We start from the raw sequence: 14,219 nt of genomic DNA, 5'->3' as shown, positions 1-14,219 counted from the left end.
CATGCCGGTTCTGCCTGCCACTAAAGCGTGTTTCAAGGAAATTCCCCCCTGCTTTTTATTAATAGATACCGGCTCTGCCCGCAAGAATAGTTAACGGACTTCCCGGATTTGCGAGAGCGGGTAAAATACCGCTTCGGTTTTTCCCGCCAGTTCTTTCTTCGGAATAAGGCCGAGCCCGTTTCTGCTGTCTTCGCTGTACATCCGGTTATCGCCCATTACGAAATATTTATTTTTTGGCACGGTGAGAGGCCCGAAATTATTCGTCAGCTTGCTGCCTTCTTTACGTGCTGCTTTCAGGTTTTTCGCAAGGTAAGGCTCTTTGTGCAATTTCCCATTAATATAGAGATGGTCATTTTTGACTTGAATTGTATCTCCGGGAAGGCCAATAATCCGCTTTACATAGTTTTCTGTTTCCCCCTTGATGATGACGATGTCGCCTCTTTGGTAATCGGCAGCAGAATGGGCTTTATAGACGAGAATTTTATCATGGTTATGAAGTGTCGGCTCCATTGATTCCCCTTCAACCATATAAGGGGCAATGAAAAATCCCCTGATGACCCCTACAAGCAGAATGGCAAATATGAATGATTTTAACAAGCTTTTTATTCCTTTGCTCATTTGACCAGCTCCCATAACATATCTTCATCGTAATCTATTCTTCCAGAAAGGCAGGAAATCCTTTATATTATTTAATAATATGCAACATTCCAATGTTATAAACATAAGAAATGGGAACGCGGGAGCGATTTGTGCAAAATAATTTAGGCTATTTGGGTAGGAAAAGGAAGATCAATTTGCAAAAATATGATTATCAATGCCCGGCTTTCTGTTTTGCCAAGTGGGGCTCGGGAGAATAATGTTGCTGCAGATGATTTCACAATATTCAATGCACAAGAAGTGTGCCCGCAATATTTAGTATAGGAAGTAACGCTTGCAGACAGGGGATGATTTTTTGAAACTGGCTGGCGTGATTTTGGTGGAGGCTGGGGTGATTCTTCTTCCGTTTGGCATTTTGTAGTTCAGAAAAGAATGGAAAGCCTACCGGGAATTTTCCCCGAAAACCCAAAAGGTATTTGTGCTGATTGAAATATTCGATGTATTATCGGGTTTCCCTATACTGCCAACCTGGTGGATGTACCTTTCAGCATTCTGTATTGTGATGGGTGCCATCCTGATCAAAACGCATTAAGAATGCTGAAAAACGCGGCAGCAGACAGCGTCCTGCTGTTGTTTTGGGCGGGATGGGAAGTTATAGCCGAGTTTTCATAAAAAAGTGCTGAGCTGAGGGGGCTGCTGGATGTTAAAAAAAGCTTATGGGGCTGACTGTATTTTTACTGGCTGCGGATGTTTCATGTTGCCCGCTTATTTTTCAGCTTATCCATAAAGCTGAGGAGTTCCGCTGTCTGTTTTTTTCTGTTTTTTTCCATTGGGGAAGCGGAAGGGGGCGGAGAGTAAACGCTTGTTTCTTTATGGAACTTTTTCACATGATCACCTCAGCTGATTATCTGCAATAGTGTATGCAAAGCTGCGAAAAAATATGAAGGGCAATAACCGGTTTGTTATTGCCCTGAAGATTTTTTGCCGTACTTTTTCAGGATCTGTTCGTTTTCTTTCATGATTTTTAAAGTCGTCGGGCTTGTGCCAACCGAAGGAACACGGACTCTTGATTTTCTTCTGAAAGTTCTCCGGATATTTCCGGTTTCATTTCTCTGTGCCAGGAGCGCGCTGTTTTTTTTCATTTTTGTCACCGCCTTGTTTTTCAATCCATGTCGTCCGGCGGAGCCGCAAAATCATAAACATGGGCCATGATGACAAACAGGATACAATCCATTTCTGTAATGGCTCTGGAACCGGATATTTTTAATAGATACAATGCATCATGAAACAGATAAATCGGATGGAGCGCATAGTTTTCATCAATATGATACACCGTCTCCAGCCTGTCCAATTTCGCGCGGGCGGAACCGGGATTTGCGAAACTGTACAATGCCTGATCTTTTTCTGGCGGGGTGGTAAACGGCAAAATGTTAACGCTCATATCCGCTTTTTCCGCATAAGATGCCAGCACTTCTTTTAAACCTAACAGATATCCTTCTTTACTACCATAATACCCTACGATGCCCTCATCATTCAAGATGTCGAGCATATTTTTAGCCATTAACAGATTGTCCTGGATCAGAGACTCATTTGCAGAAACGGTTTTCGTAAATCTTTCCAATTCATATTTTCCGGCTTTGCGGAAATACATATTTAAAAAAATAAAACCGTCGATTGCTGCAAAAATAAGCGCGGTGATGGCATAGTTTTTAAAATTCATGAAAATGCTCGCCGGATGGATCGTCCAGTAAACCAGTGCACCGAATAAATAAACCAAATACCAGATTTTCCGGATCAGAAAAACTTTTGCATCCATCTTTTCTTCATTTTTTCCATACAGGTAAGTATAGATCACGAGACCGGCAAAACAAAGCCAAACAAAAGTTTTAAAAAACAGCGTTTCCAAATCTCCGCCTCCCTATATTCCCGAAAAGTACTGTCTGCCATTATTTTATCATAAAAAGGGGAACTTTTGTTTGCATTCCTGCATAAAAGGCAGAATTGATGAAATGTTCCTAGGATGATAGACTGATAAAGAAAGATATGTTAGAATTCAACAAAATATGGATGGGGAGCTGGCAGTTTTGGAAGCAAAAAATGCGTTAAACATCCGGCGGCTGGGCGGCAAGGAAAAACTTCCGATGGATTTACTGCTCCTTGCCGACCCGTCACGCGAAATGGTGATGGCTTATGCCAACCGCGGAGAATGCTATGTGGCGGAAATTGAAGAAAAGGTGATCGGCGTTTACATCCTGCTACCGGCGAGGCCGGGAATCGTGGAATTGGCGAATGTGGCGGTTGCAAAAGAACATCAAGGGAAAGGCTTTGGAAAACGGCTTGTGCTGGATGCCATCCGGAGGGCAGGAAAAAGAGGATTTAAAACGATCGAAGTAGGCACCGGCAATTCCAGCATCAGCCAGCTGGCCTTGTATCAAAAATGCGGTTTCCGGATCTCCGGGGTGGACAGAGGCTTTTTCGTCAGGCATTATGCTGAAACGATATATGAAAACGGGATTCGCTGCCGGGATATGGTACGGTTATCCCTCGATTTGGTAGAAACGACATGCAAGGGGTAATGGAATTGGAACTGGTCTTTTACAATGATGATTTCAAGCAGCAATTGGACAACTATACAATAACGGATGATCAGCTCCGTTTCACCGGCCATCCGGATGAAGCCATTGCCCTTGCAAAAGATGATCCGGAACGGCACCCTGTTGTTGCAATCCGGCATGGCAGGATCACAAACTTTTTTGTGCTCCATGAAAAAAATGGCGCCAGGCCATATACAAATCATCCGCATGCCATATTGCTGCGGACGTTTTCAACCGATTTCCACCAGCAGGGAAAAGGATACGCCAGGCAATGTTTAAAACAGCTGCCCCATTTTGTCCGTACCCATTTTCTGGAAATAGAGCAGATGGTTCTTGGGGTGAATACGGAAAATGTTGCTGCCCAAAATTTGTACAGACAAGCCGGGTTTGTGGATGAAGGGGGCAGGATGTTTGGAAAAAAAGGCGAATTGATTATTATGCATTACCATTTAGGCAAAGAAGGGATATACAGATGAAAATAAAAGAACTTGCAAACCGGGAAGAGTGGAAAGCAGCGTTTCCGGTGATGAAACAGCTGCGTAAACATTTGGACGAAGAACACTATCTCCAGCTGGTGGAAGAGGCGGCAGAAAAATCGGATTACAAGATGGCCGCAGTAATAGATGACGGAAACATTGTGGCGGTAACCGGCTATATGCCGATGATTACCTTGTACAACGGGCGGTTTATTTGGGTATGCGACCTGGTGACGGATGAAGCGCACAGATCAAAAGGGTACGGCGCCAGGCTTTTGGCGCATGTGGAAAAACAGGCCGGCGAAAACGGATACGGCATTGTATCCCTGTCATCCGGCCTGCAGAGAAAAGACGCACACCGGTTTTATGAAGAAAAAATGGATTATGATAAAGTCAGTTATGTTTTTTTAAAAAGATTGTAAACTTTACATCTTTGTTGGAAAGGGATATAATAGCTAAAAATAATCTTTCAAACTACTAGGGGTGCCCGGATCTGGCGGGCTGAGAGAAAAACCGGCGTTTTTCAACCCTTTGGACCTGATCCGGATCATACCGGCGTAGGAAAGTAGGAATTTGTAAAAAAATTTCTTGCTGATAAAGTCAGGTCTTTTCGGGCCTGGCTTTTTTGCATGGAAAGGGGTGGGACAAATGAAACTCGATGAGCAGGTGGTTGCCGTCACCGGCGGAAGCAGGGGGTTAGGCAAAGCAGTTGTAAAAGCTTTTGCAAGAGAAGGGGCGGGCGTTGTCATCAACTATTTTGAGAGTGAGGGGAAGGCAAAGGATCTTCAGAATATTTTAGGAGAAAAAGCGGTTGCCCTGAAGGCGGATGTAAGGGATCCGGCGCAGGTAAGAAAGATGTTCCGGCAGGCCGAAGCTTATTTTTCCAGGCCTGTCACGACAATTGTAAATAATGCCCTCGTGCATTTCCGCTTTGATCCGGAATCCCGGCACGATGCTTCCCGAATTTCGTGGGAGGAATACAGCTTGCAGATGGAAGGTGCGGTTCGCGGCGCATTAAATACCATACAGGCCGGCCTTGCGGAAATGAAACGGCTGCATTTCGGCAGGGTGATCAATATTGGCACAAACCTGTTTCAAAATCCGGTTGTCGCCTACCATGATTACAATACGAGCAAGGCAGCGCTCCTCGGCTTCACCCGGAGCATGGCGAAAGATCTGGGGCAATATGGCATTACCGTTAATATGGTATCCGGCGGCCTTCTGAAAACGACGGATGCAAGTGCAGCCACATCTGAAGCGGTTTTTCAATTGATTCAGGAAACTACTCCGCTGCAAAAGGTGACAGAACCGGAAGACGTTGCGGATGCCGTGTTGTTTTTTGCATCGCCATGGGCCAGGGCGGTAACCGGGCAAAACCTCGTCGTTGACGGCGGACTTGTAATGGATTAGGAGGGAATGAAAATGGAAAAGGAAAAACCAATTGAACTGCTTGAAAAAATCAGGGAAGCCAATCCGCTTATCCATAATATCACGAATATTGTGGTGGCTAATTTCACAGCAAACGGGCTCCTGGCACTTGGCGCATCTCCGGTAATGGCCGATGCGGTGGAAGAAGTTGCCGATATGGCGAAAGCGGCAAATGCGGTCGTGTTAAATATCGGCACTTTGAACGAAAAAGCCGTCGAAGCCATGATTTTGGCGGGAAAGTCTGCAAATGAAAATGGCGTTCCGGTCGTCCTCGATCCGGTAGCTGCCGGTTCAACCCGTTACCGGACAGAAACGGCAAAAAAATTGCTGAAAGAAATCCGCTTCACATCCATCAGGGGAAATGCCGGAGAAATCGCCAATCTGATCGGAATAGATGCCAAAGTTAAAGGCGTCGATGCAGGAGATACCAGCCTGGATACGGGCGAACTCGCTTTAAAAGCGGCAAAAACGCTTCATACTACGGTCGTGGTAAGTGGCAAGACGGATGCGGTGTCAAACGGTTCCGAACTCTATCTCGTACATAACGGCCACCCGCTTTTAACAAAAGTCACCGGGACAGGCTGCCTTTTGTCCGCAGTTTGCGGCGCCTTTCTCGCTGTTGAGGAAGATCCGGTTCAGGCATCCGTTTCGGCGCTTGCGATTTACGGCGCTGCTGCGGAAATCGCAAGAGAAAAAACAGGCGGGGATTTGCCGGGCAGTTTTCAAATGGCGTTTTTAGACCAGCTGGCAGAAATAGGAGCTGAAGAAATCCAAAAATATGCCTCTTTTGAAAAGAAAGAAGGGTGAACATCATGAAAAAAGCACTCACGATTGCCGGTTCTGATTCCGGGGGCGGTGCCGGCATCCAGGCGGACTTGAAAACATTTCAGGAATTGGAAGTATACGGCATGTCCGTGATTACCGCGGTGACAGCGCAAAATACACGCGGCGTCCAGGGGGTATTTCCGCTCGGACCCGAAGCCGTCTCCCGCCAATTGGAGTCCATTGCCGGAGATATGGGGACGGATGCGCTAAAAACCGGCATGTTGTTTGATTCCGGCATCATCGAAGTGGCCGCGGAAAAAATCAAAACCTACCGCTGGGAAAAACTCGTTGTGGACCCGGTGATCATTGCAAAAGGCGGGGAAACCCTTTTGCAAAAGGAAGCGGTTCAAGCCTTAAAAAGCAAGCTGCTTCCGCTCGCCTTCATTGTGACGCCGAATCTTCCGGAAGCAGCGGAACTGGCAGGAATGCCCATCCGCAATGCCGGGGATCGGAAGGAAGCGGCACGCATCATTGCGGATTGCGGTCCCCGGTATTGTCTCATTAAAGGCGGACATCATGAGTCTTCCCCGGTTTCGAGCGACTTGCTTTTTGACGGGGTGAATTTTTACGAATATACAGCGAAAAGGTACGCAACAAAAAATACGCACGGCACCGGCTGTACGTTTTCTTCGGCGATTACGGCGGAATTGGCAAAAGGCGCGGATATATTTGCTGCAGTGTCGACAGCAAAAGCATTCATTTCCGCCGCGATCGAAGACGGCATTCAAATTGGACACGGGCACGGGCCGACAAACCATTGGGCGTACCAAAAAAGGAGAATGAATAACCGATGACAGCCGAATATTTGCGTGGCGCATTGAAACTGTATTTTATTATGGGCAGCCCGAACTGCACGCTGCCGCCGGAACAAGTGCTGGAAAAGGCCATCAGGGGCGGCGTCACCCTTTTTCAATTCCGTGAAAAAGGGAATGGTGCACGAAAAGGCGAAGAAAAGAAAGCGCTTGGTGAAAAATTGAAGTGGATATGCCAAAAAAACGGGATTCCTTTTCTTGTAAATGATGATATTGCACTTGCGTTGGAACTGGATGCTGATGGTGTGCATGTCGGGCAGGAAGATGAACCGCTGGCATCCGTACGAGAAAAGTTGGGGGATAAGATCATCGGCGTCTCGGCCTATACGTTGGAGGAAGCCAGGCAGGCAGCAAACGGAGGCGCGGATTATCTTGGCGTCGGCCCAATTTTTCCGACGAAATCGAAAGAAGATGCGAAAGAAGCGAAAGGCACAGCCGTCATTCGCGAAATCCGCCAAAATGGCATCCGGATTCCAATTGTCGGAATTGGCGGCATAGGGCCGGGCAATGCAAAAAGCGTCATAGAAGCGGGCGCAGACGGCGTTTCCGTCATTTCTGCGATCGCAGGCGCGGAAGATGCAGAAGCGGCAGCTGTCCTGTTGAAAAGGGAGCTCGCTTTATAATGAAGGCGTAAAGCCCCCTGCGCCTTTTGACAGTTTAAAAATGGAATCAAGATAAGCCGGGTGTAGGAGCCTGGCTTTTTTGGTGCCAAGCAGGCTGAATGGCGGTGAATTTTTTGCGAGAATTTTTCAATATCTTGGTTGATAAAACGTTTGTTCTTGTGATAAAATACAAACAAACATTCCGGTGGAAGGGAAGGTGAGGGCTGTTAAAACCAGATAACCTCTCATCATTTGTTGTTTTTTGTGCTGGCAAGGCGCAGAGAATGGTTTATGCGAATAAGGGGGAGAGGCAGTGGAAAATTACAGAAAATGGGAGGATGTACCGGAAAATCTGAAAACAAAAACACAGCTGAAAGCATTAAAACGGAAGCCTGTCGGGGAACCCAAAGCGATGAAAATCGGCTATCGCGGAAAAAAATATCCTTTGTACGATATAAACGAAACACAGGTCGTGAAACAAAGACAAACGGATATATCCAAACTCGAAATGACGATTCATAACATCGCTGAATCTCTATATATTATCAACAAGTCAGCTAAAAAAAGCAGGGATACAAAAAAGATAAACTATTTTGACAGGAATTATGGTGTGGTCAACAGAGCAAAAACACGGCAATTAAAACTGTATGCATTAAAAGATGCTGTCCTCCGCAAGTTGCTTGATGAAAATAAGGCTGAAATGATCGGCTATCATACTCAGAATGGAAAGAAATTGCTGCTCATTCAGCTGGAAGACTACACCTTTCATTTACCGGCAGAACAAGGCCAGACGAAATGTTTGAAGCACCTGGGCGAAATTGCTATTATTCCGGCAGCGGCAACAAGAAAAGTTACGCTAAAATATAATGAAGCGGTAAAACTTTTAGAAACCTTTTTGCAAAAGGATTGAAAACAGCGAATCCGGAAAGTCAAACGGGAGACATGCGGGATTTTCTTAAAATGTTTTTCAAAGTTTACGCAAATGATGGTAAAATTTAGATAGCAATTTGGGAAAGGAGCAGGCATGATGGCGGACGGTGTTGTTGTTTCGGTAAATACAGGCAAACCAAAGGCGCTTGCCTATAAACAGAAAGTGGTGCAGAGTGGCATTTTTAAAACACCACAGGAAGGCCCGGTATATCTGGCAAAAGAAAATTTCGAAGGGGACAAGCAGGCGGACCTTGTGCATCATGGCGGAGCGGATAAAGCAGTCTGCGTGTATGTTGGTGATCATTTTCCGGTATGGGGGAAGAAATTTAACCGGACTTTTGAGCCGGGGGCATTTGGCGAAAATATTACGCTCTCGGGATGTTCGGAAGCAGATATCCATATCGGCGATGTTTTTCAAATGGGGGAAGCGGTTGTGCAGGTATCACAGCCGCGGGAGCCTTGCTATAAAATTGCTGCGAAACACGGATTGGACAGTTTTCCTGCCGATATTGTGGAAACTGGCTGGTCCGGCTTCTATATGCGTGTGCTCGAAGAAGGTTTTGTCCGGAAAAATGACAGCTTTATCCTCCTTGAAAAAGGGGAAAAACAGCTTTCCATCCTGCATATCAATAACATCAGATACCATGATAGAACAAATTTTGATGCGATAGAAGAAATTTTAAGTGTAAAGGTGCTTGCCAGTGACTGGCAAAAACCATTCCGGAAATTATGGCTGAAAAAAGGGAATGGATAAAAGAAACGGCTGCTGTGACAGGAGTACTGCGGTTCCCTGAAAACGACCTGTACGTATGTAACAGAGGAAGCTCAATGCTGTTCCGCCATCTTAACTTGTAGCATAGATCCCTGTTTCTTCATTATATTAAGGAGCAGGGATCTTAAAAAAAGATGGAAAACATTACCTTGCTCTATCTTATTGACTTAAGTTACGGATAAATGTTATGATAAATGAGCTGACCCGTTAGGTGGATAAACAACGGGGTTAAAAAAAGATGTTGACAGCGAATTGATATTTTGATATAATAATTAAGTCACTGTTAAGAACAGCAAAGATTGTTCCTTGAAAACTGGACAAAACGAAATGTCAAATTCTTTTTGAACTTTTATCAAACATCTTTACTGAGAGTTTGATCCTGGCTCAGGACGAACGCTGGCGGCGTGCCTAATACATGCAAGTCGTGCGGGCCTTTTAAAAGCTTGCTTTTAAAAGGCTAGCGGCGGACGGGTGAGTAACACGTGGGCAACCTGCCTGTAAGATCGGGATAACGCCGGGAAACCGGGGCTAATACCGGATAGTTTTTTTCTCCGCATGGAGGAAAAAGGAAAGGCGGCTTCGGCTGCCACTTACAGATGGGCCCGCGGCGCATTAGCTAGTTGGCGGGGTAATGGCCCACCAAGGCAACGATGCGTAGCCGACCTGAGAGGGTGATCGGCCACATTGGGACTGAGACACGGCCCAAACTCCTACGGGAGGCAGCAGTAGGGAATCTTCCGCAATGGACGAAAGTCTGACGGAGCAACGCCGCGTGAGTGAAGAAGGCCTTCGGGTCGTAAAACTCTGTTGCCGGGGAAGAACAAGTGCCGTTCAAACAGGGCGGCGCCTTGACGGTACCCGGCCAGAAAGCCACGGCTAACTACGTGCCAGCAGCCGCGGTAATACGTAGGTGGCAAGCGTTGTCCGGAATTATTGGGCGTAAAGCGCGCGCAGGCGGCTTCTTAAGTCTGATGTGAAATCTTGCGGCTCAACCGCAAGCGGTCATTGGAAACTGGGAGGCTTGAGTGCAGAAGAGGAGAGTGGAATTCCACGTGTAGCGGTGAAATGCGTAGAGATGTGGAGGAACACCAGTGGCGAAGGCGGCTCTCTGGTCTGTAACTGACGCTGAGGCGCGAAAGCGTGGGGAGCAAACAGGATTAGATACCCTGGTAGTCCACGCCGTAAACGATGAGTGCTAAGTGTTAGAGGGTTTCCGCCCTTTAGTGCTGCAGCTAACGCATTAAGCACTCCGCCTGGGGAGTACGGCCGCAAGGCTGAAACTCAAAGGAATTGACGGGGGCCCGCACAAGCGGTGGAGCATGTGGTTTAATTCGAAGCAACGCGAAGAACCTTACCAGGTCTTGACATCCTCTGACCTCCCTGGAGACAGGGCCTTCCCCTTCGGGGGACAGAGTGACAGGTGGTGCATGGTTGTCGTCAGCTCGTGTCGTGAGATGTTGGGTTAAGTCCCGCAACGAGCGCAACCCTTGACCTTAGTTGCCAGCATTGAGTTGGGCACTCTAAGGTGACTGCCGGTGACAAACCGGAGGAAGGTGGGGATGACGTCAAATCATCATGCCCCTTATGACCTGGGCTACACACGTGCTACAATGGATGGTACAAAGGGCTGCGAGACCGCGAGGTTAAGCCAATCCCAGAAAACCATTCCCAGTTCGGATTGCAGGCTGCAACCCGCCTGCATGAAGCCGGAATCGCTAGTAATCGCGGATCAGCATGCCGCGGTGAATACGTTCCCGGGCCTTGTACACACCGCCCGTCACACCACGAGAGTTTGTAACACCCGAAGTCGGTGAGGTAACCTTTACGGAGCCAGCCGCCGAAGGTGGGACAGATGATTGGGGTGAAGTCGTAACAAGGTAGCCGTATCGGAAGGTGCGGCTGGATCACCTCCTTTCTAAGGGGAAAAGCGTAGGGCGCTCGTTCATCGGCGTACGGATTTCGAAGTCTTCGACTGAGATAAAGGAAACATGATGAGCCTTAAAGGCGAATCGATGCCCGCTTATCGTAGGGAGAAGACGTAGAAATACGCTAGCCGATAGCGCCCGGAGCTAGACATAAAAGGAAAACCTTCGTTTTCCGAAATTAAGTTTGGCGTTTCCGTTTTGTTCAGTTTTGAAGGTCCAATCCTTCAGTATGTGTTCTTTGAAAACCGGATAGGAGAAATAAACCAAGTAAACCGAGAATCGCTTATTTTTGGATTTAAACCTTTTTATGGTTAAGTTAGAAAGGGCGCACGGCGGATGCCTTGGCACTAGGAGCCGATGAAGGACGGTACAAACACCGATATGCTCCGGGGAGCTGTACGTAAGCTTTGATCCGGAGATTTCCGAATGGGGAAACCCCCTGTCTTTAATCGGACAGGATTCCTGCCTGAATCCATAGGGCAGGAAGGGCACACCCGGGGAACTGAAACATCTCAGTACCCGGAGGAAGAGAAAGCAATTGCGATTTCCCAAGTAGCGGCGAGCGAACAGGAAACAGCCCAAACCGGAAGGCTTGCCTTCCGGGGTTGTAGGACACTCATATGGGAGTTACAAAAGAACGGGGTAAGTGAAGCGGCCTGGAAAGGCCTGCCGGAGAAGGTAAAAGCCCTGTAACTGAAACTTCGTTCTCTCCCGAGTGGATCCTGAGTACGGCGGGACACGAGGAATCCCGCCGGAATCCGGGAGGACCATCTCCCAAGGCTAAATACTCCCTAGTGACCGATAGTGAACCAGTACCGTGAGGGAAAGGTGAAAAGCACCCCGGGAGGGGAGTGAAAGAGATCCTGAAACCGTGTGCCTACAAGTAGTCAGAGCCCGTTAACGGGTGATGGCGTGCCTTTTGTAGAATGAACCGGCGAGTTACGGTCTCATGCAAGGTTAAGCTGAAGAAGCGGAGCCGCAGCGAAAGCGAGTCTGAACAGGGCGAAAGAGTATGAGGCCGCAGACCCGAAACCAGGTGATCTACCCATGTCCAGGGTGAAGGCAAGGTAACACTTGCTGGAGGCCCGAACCCACGCACGTTGAAAAGTGCGGGGATGAGGTGTGGGTAGCGGAGAAATTCCAATCGAACTTGGAGATAGCTGGTTCTCTCCGAAATAGCTTTAGGGCTAGCCTCAAGCGGAGAGTTTTGGAGGTAGAGCACTGTTTGGACGAGGGGCCCTCATCGGGTTACCGAATTCAGACAAACTCCGAATGCCAAAAACTTATGCTTGGGAGTCAGACTGTGAGTGATAAGATCCATGGTCGAAAGGGAAACAGCCCAGACCGCCAGCTAAGGTCCCAAAGTATACGTTAAGTGGAAAAGGATGTGGCGTTGCTTAGACAACCAGGATGTTGGCTTAGAAGCAGCCATCATTCAAAGAGTGCGTAATAGCTCACTGGTCGAGTGACGCTGCGCCGAAAATGTACCGGGGCTAAACGTATCACCGAAGCTGCGGATGGACACCGTTTGGTGTCCGTGGTAGGAGAGCGTTCTAAGGGCGTTGAAGCCGGACCGGAAGGACCGGTGGAGCGCTTAGAAGTGAGAATGCCGGTATGAGTAGCGAAAGAAGGGTGAGAATCCCTTCCACCGAATGCCTAAGGTTTCCTGAGGAAGGCTCGTCCGCTCAGGGTTAGTCGGGGCCTAAGCCGAGGCCGAAAGGCGTAGGCGATGGACAACAGGTTGATATTCCTGTACCGCCTCTTCACCGTTTGAACGATGGGGGGACGCAGGAGGATAGGGCAAGCGCGACACTGGTTGATCGCGTCCAAGCAGTTAGGCCGGTGCGGAGGCAAATCCTTCGCGCCAAGGCGGAGCTGTGATGGCGAGGGAAATTAAAGTACCGAAGTTCCTGATTCCACACTGCCAAGAAAAGCCTCTAGTGAGGTGAAAGGCGCCCGTACCGCAAACCGACACAGGTAGGCGAGGAGAGAATCCTAAGGTGAGCGAGAGAACTCTCGTTAAGGAACTCGGCAAAATGACCCCGTAACTTCGGGAGAAGGGGTGCTTTTTGGGGTGTATGCCCCGGGAAGCCGCAGTGAATAGGCCCAGGCGACTGTTTAGCAAAAACACAGGTCTCTGCGAAGCCGCAAGGCGAAGTATAGGGGCTGACACCTGCCCGGTGCTGGAAGGTTAAGGAGAGGGGTTAGCCGCAAGGCGAAGCTCTGAACTGAAGCCCCAGTAAACGGCGGCCGTAACTATAACGGTCCTAAGGTAGCGAAATTCCTTGTCAGGTAAGTTCTGACCCGCACGAAAGGTGTAACGATCTGGGCACTGTCTCAACGAGAGACTCGGTGAAATTATAGTACCTGTGAAGATGCAGGTTACCCGCGACAGGACGGAAAGACCCCATGGAGCTTTACTGCAGCCTGATATTGAATTTTGGTACAGCTTGTACAGGATAGGTAGGAGCCTTGGAAACCGGAGCGCCAGCTTCGGCGGAGGCATCGGTGGGATACTACCCTGGCTGTATTGAAATTCTAACCCGCACCCCTTACCGGGGTGGGAGACAGTGTCAGGCAGGCAGTTTGACTGGGGCGGTCGCCTCCTAAAAGGTAACGGAGGCGCCCAAAGGTTCCCTCAGAATGGTTGGAAATCATTCGCAGAGTGTAAAGGCATAAGGGAGCTTGACTGCGAGACTTACAAGTCGGGCAGGGACGAAAGTCGGGCTTAGTGATCCGGTGGTTCCGCATGGAAGGGCCATCGCTCAACGGATAAAAGCTACCCTGGGGATAACAGGCTGATCTCCCCCAAGAGTCCACATCGACGGGGAGGTTTGGCACCTCGATGTCGGCTCATCGCATCCTGGGGCTGTAGTCGGTCCCAAGGGTTGGGCTGTTCGCCCATTAAAGCGGTACGCGAGCTGGGTTCAGAACGTCGTGAGACAGTTCGGTCCCTATCCGTCGCGGGCGTAGGAAATTTGAGAGGAGCTGTCCTTAGTACGAGAGGACCGGGATGGACGCACCGCTGGTGTACCAGTTGTCTTGCCAAAGGCATCGCTGGGTAGCTATGTGCGGAAGGGATAAGTGCTGAAAGCATCTAAGCATGAAGCCCCCCTCAAGATGAGATTTCCCACAGTTTTAACTGGTAAGATCCCTGAAAGATGATCAGGTTGATAGGTCCGGGGTGGAAGCGCGGCGACGCGTGCAGCTGACGGATACTAATCGATCGAGGACTTAACCAAATAGAAAAGCGAAGGT

General features: G+C 48.5%; 12 protein-coding genes, 2 rRNA genes and 1 riboswitch. Of the genes, 11 read left to right on the top strand and 3 right to left on the bottom strand.

The genetic code is table 11. From position 1 onward, the window contains the following. Positions 1 to 90 precede the first annotated feature (90 nt). The 3 genes from lepB to ABR335_RS09825 form a co-directional block, all read right to left on the bottom strand. Positions 91 to 618, bottom strand: a complete 528-nt coding sequence (gene lepB, locus ABR335_RS09835) for a signal peptidase I (protein WP_019721229.1) — start codon at positions 616 to 618, stop codon at positions 91 to 93. A 941-nt stretch (positions 619 to 1,559) separates the two neighbouring features. Beyond that, positions 1,560 to 1,739 carry a hypothetical protein gene (locus tag ABR335_RS09830; RefSeq protein ID WP_029141588.1) on the bottom strand — a complete coding sequence of 60 codons (180 nt, stop codon included), beginning with the start codon at positions 1,737 to 1,739 and terminating at the stop codon, positions 1,560 to 1,562. Between the two features lie 20 nt (positions 1,740 to 1,759). Further along, positions 1,760 to 2,503, bottom strand: a complete 744-nt coding sequence (locus tag ABR335_RS09825) for a type II toxin-antitoxin system SpoIISA family toxin (RefSeq protein ID WP_013859330.1) — start codon at positions 2,501 to 2,503, stop codon at positions 1,760 to 1,762. 157 nt (positions 2,504 to 2,660) lie between these two features. Between ABR335_RS09825 and ABR335_RS09820 the strand changes: the two genes are divergently transcribed. From ABR335_RS09820 to ABR335_RS09770, 11 genes are all read left to right on the top strand, one after another. Next, complete coding sequence (locus ABR335_RS09820; RefSeq protein WP_013859331.1) at positions 2,661 to 3,173, top strand: GNAT family N-acetyltransferase; 513 nt, start codon at positions 2,661 to 2,663, stop codon at positions 3,171 to 3,173. Continuing rightward, positions 3,173 to 3,667, top strand: a complete 495-nt coding sequence (locus ABR335_RS09815) for a GNAT family N-acetyltransferase (RefSeq protein WP_350346155.1) — start codon at positions 3,173 to 3,175, stop codon at positions 3,665 to 3,667. The genes ABR335_RS09820 and ABR335_RS09815 overlap by 1 nt, the downstream gene beginning before the upstream one ends. Beyond that, positions 3,664 to 4,089 carry a GNAT family N-acetyltransferase gene (locus tag ABR335_RS09810; RefSeq protein WP_350346154.1) on the top strand — a complete coding sequence of 142 codons (426 nt, stop codon included), beginning with the start codon at positions 3,664 to 3,666 and terminating at the stop codon, positions 4,087 to 4,089. Before ABR335_RS09815 ends, ABR335_RS09810 begins: the two co-directional genes overlap by 4 nt. A 47-nt stretch (positions 4,090 to 4,136) precedes the next feature. Next, positions 4,137 to 4,248: riboswitch (TPP riboswitch) on the top strand. Positions 4,249 to 4,315: 67 nt separating this feature from the next. Further along, on the top strand, positions 4,316 to 5,077 hold the full coding sequence (locus ABR335_RS09805; protein WP_350346153.1) for a 3-oxoacyl-ACP reductase: 762 nt from the start codon (positions 4,316 to 4,318) through the stop codon (positions 5,075 to 5,077). Positions 5,078 to 5,089: 12 nt separating this feature from the next. Continuing rightward, complete coding sequence (thiM, locus tag ABR335_RS09800; protein ID WP_019721235.1) at positions 5,090 to 5,902, top strand: hydroxyethylthiazole kinase; 813 nt, start codon at positions 5,090 to 5,092, stop codon at positions 5,900 to 5,902. A 5-nt stretch (positions 5,903 to 5,907) separates the two neighbouring features. After that, positions 5,908 to 6,714, top strand: coding sequence for a bifunctional hydroxymethylpyrimidine kinase/phosphomethylpyrimidine kinase (gene thiD / locus ABR335_RS09795; protein ID WP_350346152.1), 807 nt, complete (start codon positions 5,908 to 5,910; stop codon positions 6,712 to 6,714). Beyond that, the gene (gene thiE / locus ABR335_RS09790; RefSeq protein ID WP_061566654.1) at positions 6,711 to 7,355 is read left to right on the top strand and encodes a thiamine phosphate synthase; all 645 of its coding nucleotides are present in this window, start codon (positions 6,711 to 6,713) and stop codon (positions 7,353 to 7,355) included. The genes thiD and thiE overlap by 4 nt, the downstream gene beginning before the upstream one ends. Positions 7,356 to 7,647: 292 nt before the next feature. After that, positions 7,648 to 8,244, top strand: a complete 597-nt coding sequence (locus tag ABR335_RS09785) for a YkyB family protein (RefSeq protein WP_013859340.1) — start codon at positions 7,648 to 7,650, stop codon at positions 8,242 to 8,244. 117 nt (positions 8,245 to 8,361) lie between these two features. After that, positions 8,362 to 9,018: an MOSC domain-containing protein gene (locus ABR335_RS09780; protein ID WP_029143037.1), complete on the top strand. Its 657-nt coding sequence runs from the start codon at positions 8,362 to 8,364 to the stop codon at positions 9,016 to 9,018. A 379-nt stretch (positions 9,019 to 9,397) separates the two neighbouring features. Continuing rightward, positions 9,398 to 10,951: ribosomal RNA gene (locus tag ABR335_RS09775) — 16S ribosomal RNA — on the top strand. Between the two features lie 319 nt (positions 10,952 to 11,270). Next, positions 11,271 to 14,203: ribosomal RNA gene (locus ABR335_RS09770) — 23S ribosomal RNA — on the top strand. The 16S and 23S rRNA genes sit together here, the layout of an rRNA operon. Positions 14,204 to 14,219 lie beyond the last annotated feature (16 nt).

It is taken from the genome of Heyndrickxia faecalis (genome assembly GCF_040267745.1).
Classification (GTDB): domain Bacteria; phylum Bacillota; class Bacilli; order Bacillales; family Bacillaceae_C; genus Weizmannia; species Weizmannia faecalis.
Note: the sequence above shows the minus strand (reverse complement) of the source record. Positions and strands in the feature narration are given on the sequence as shown.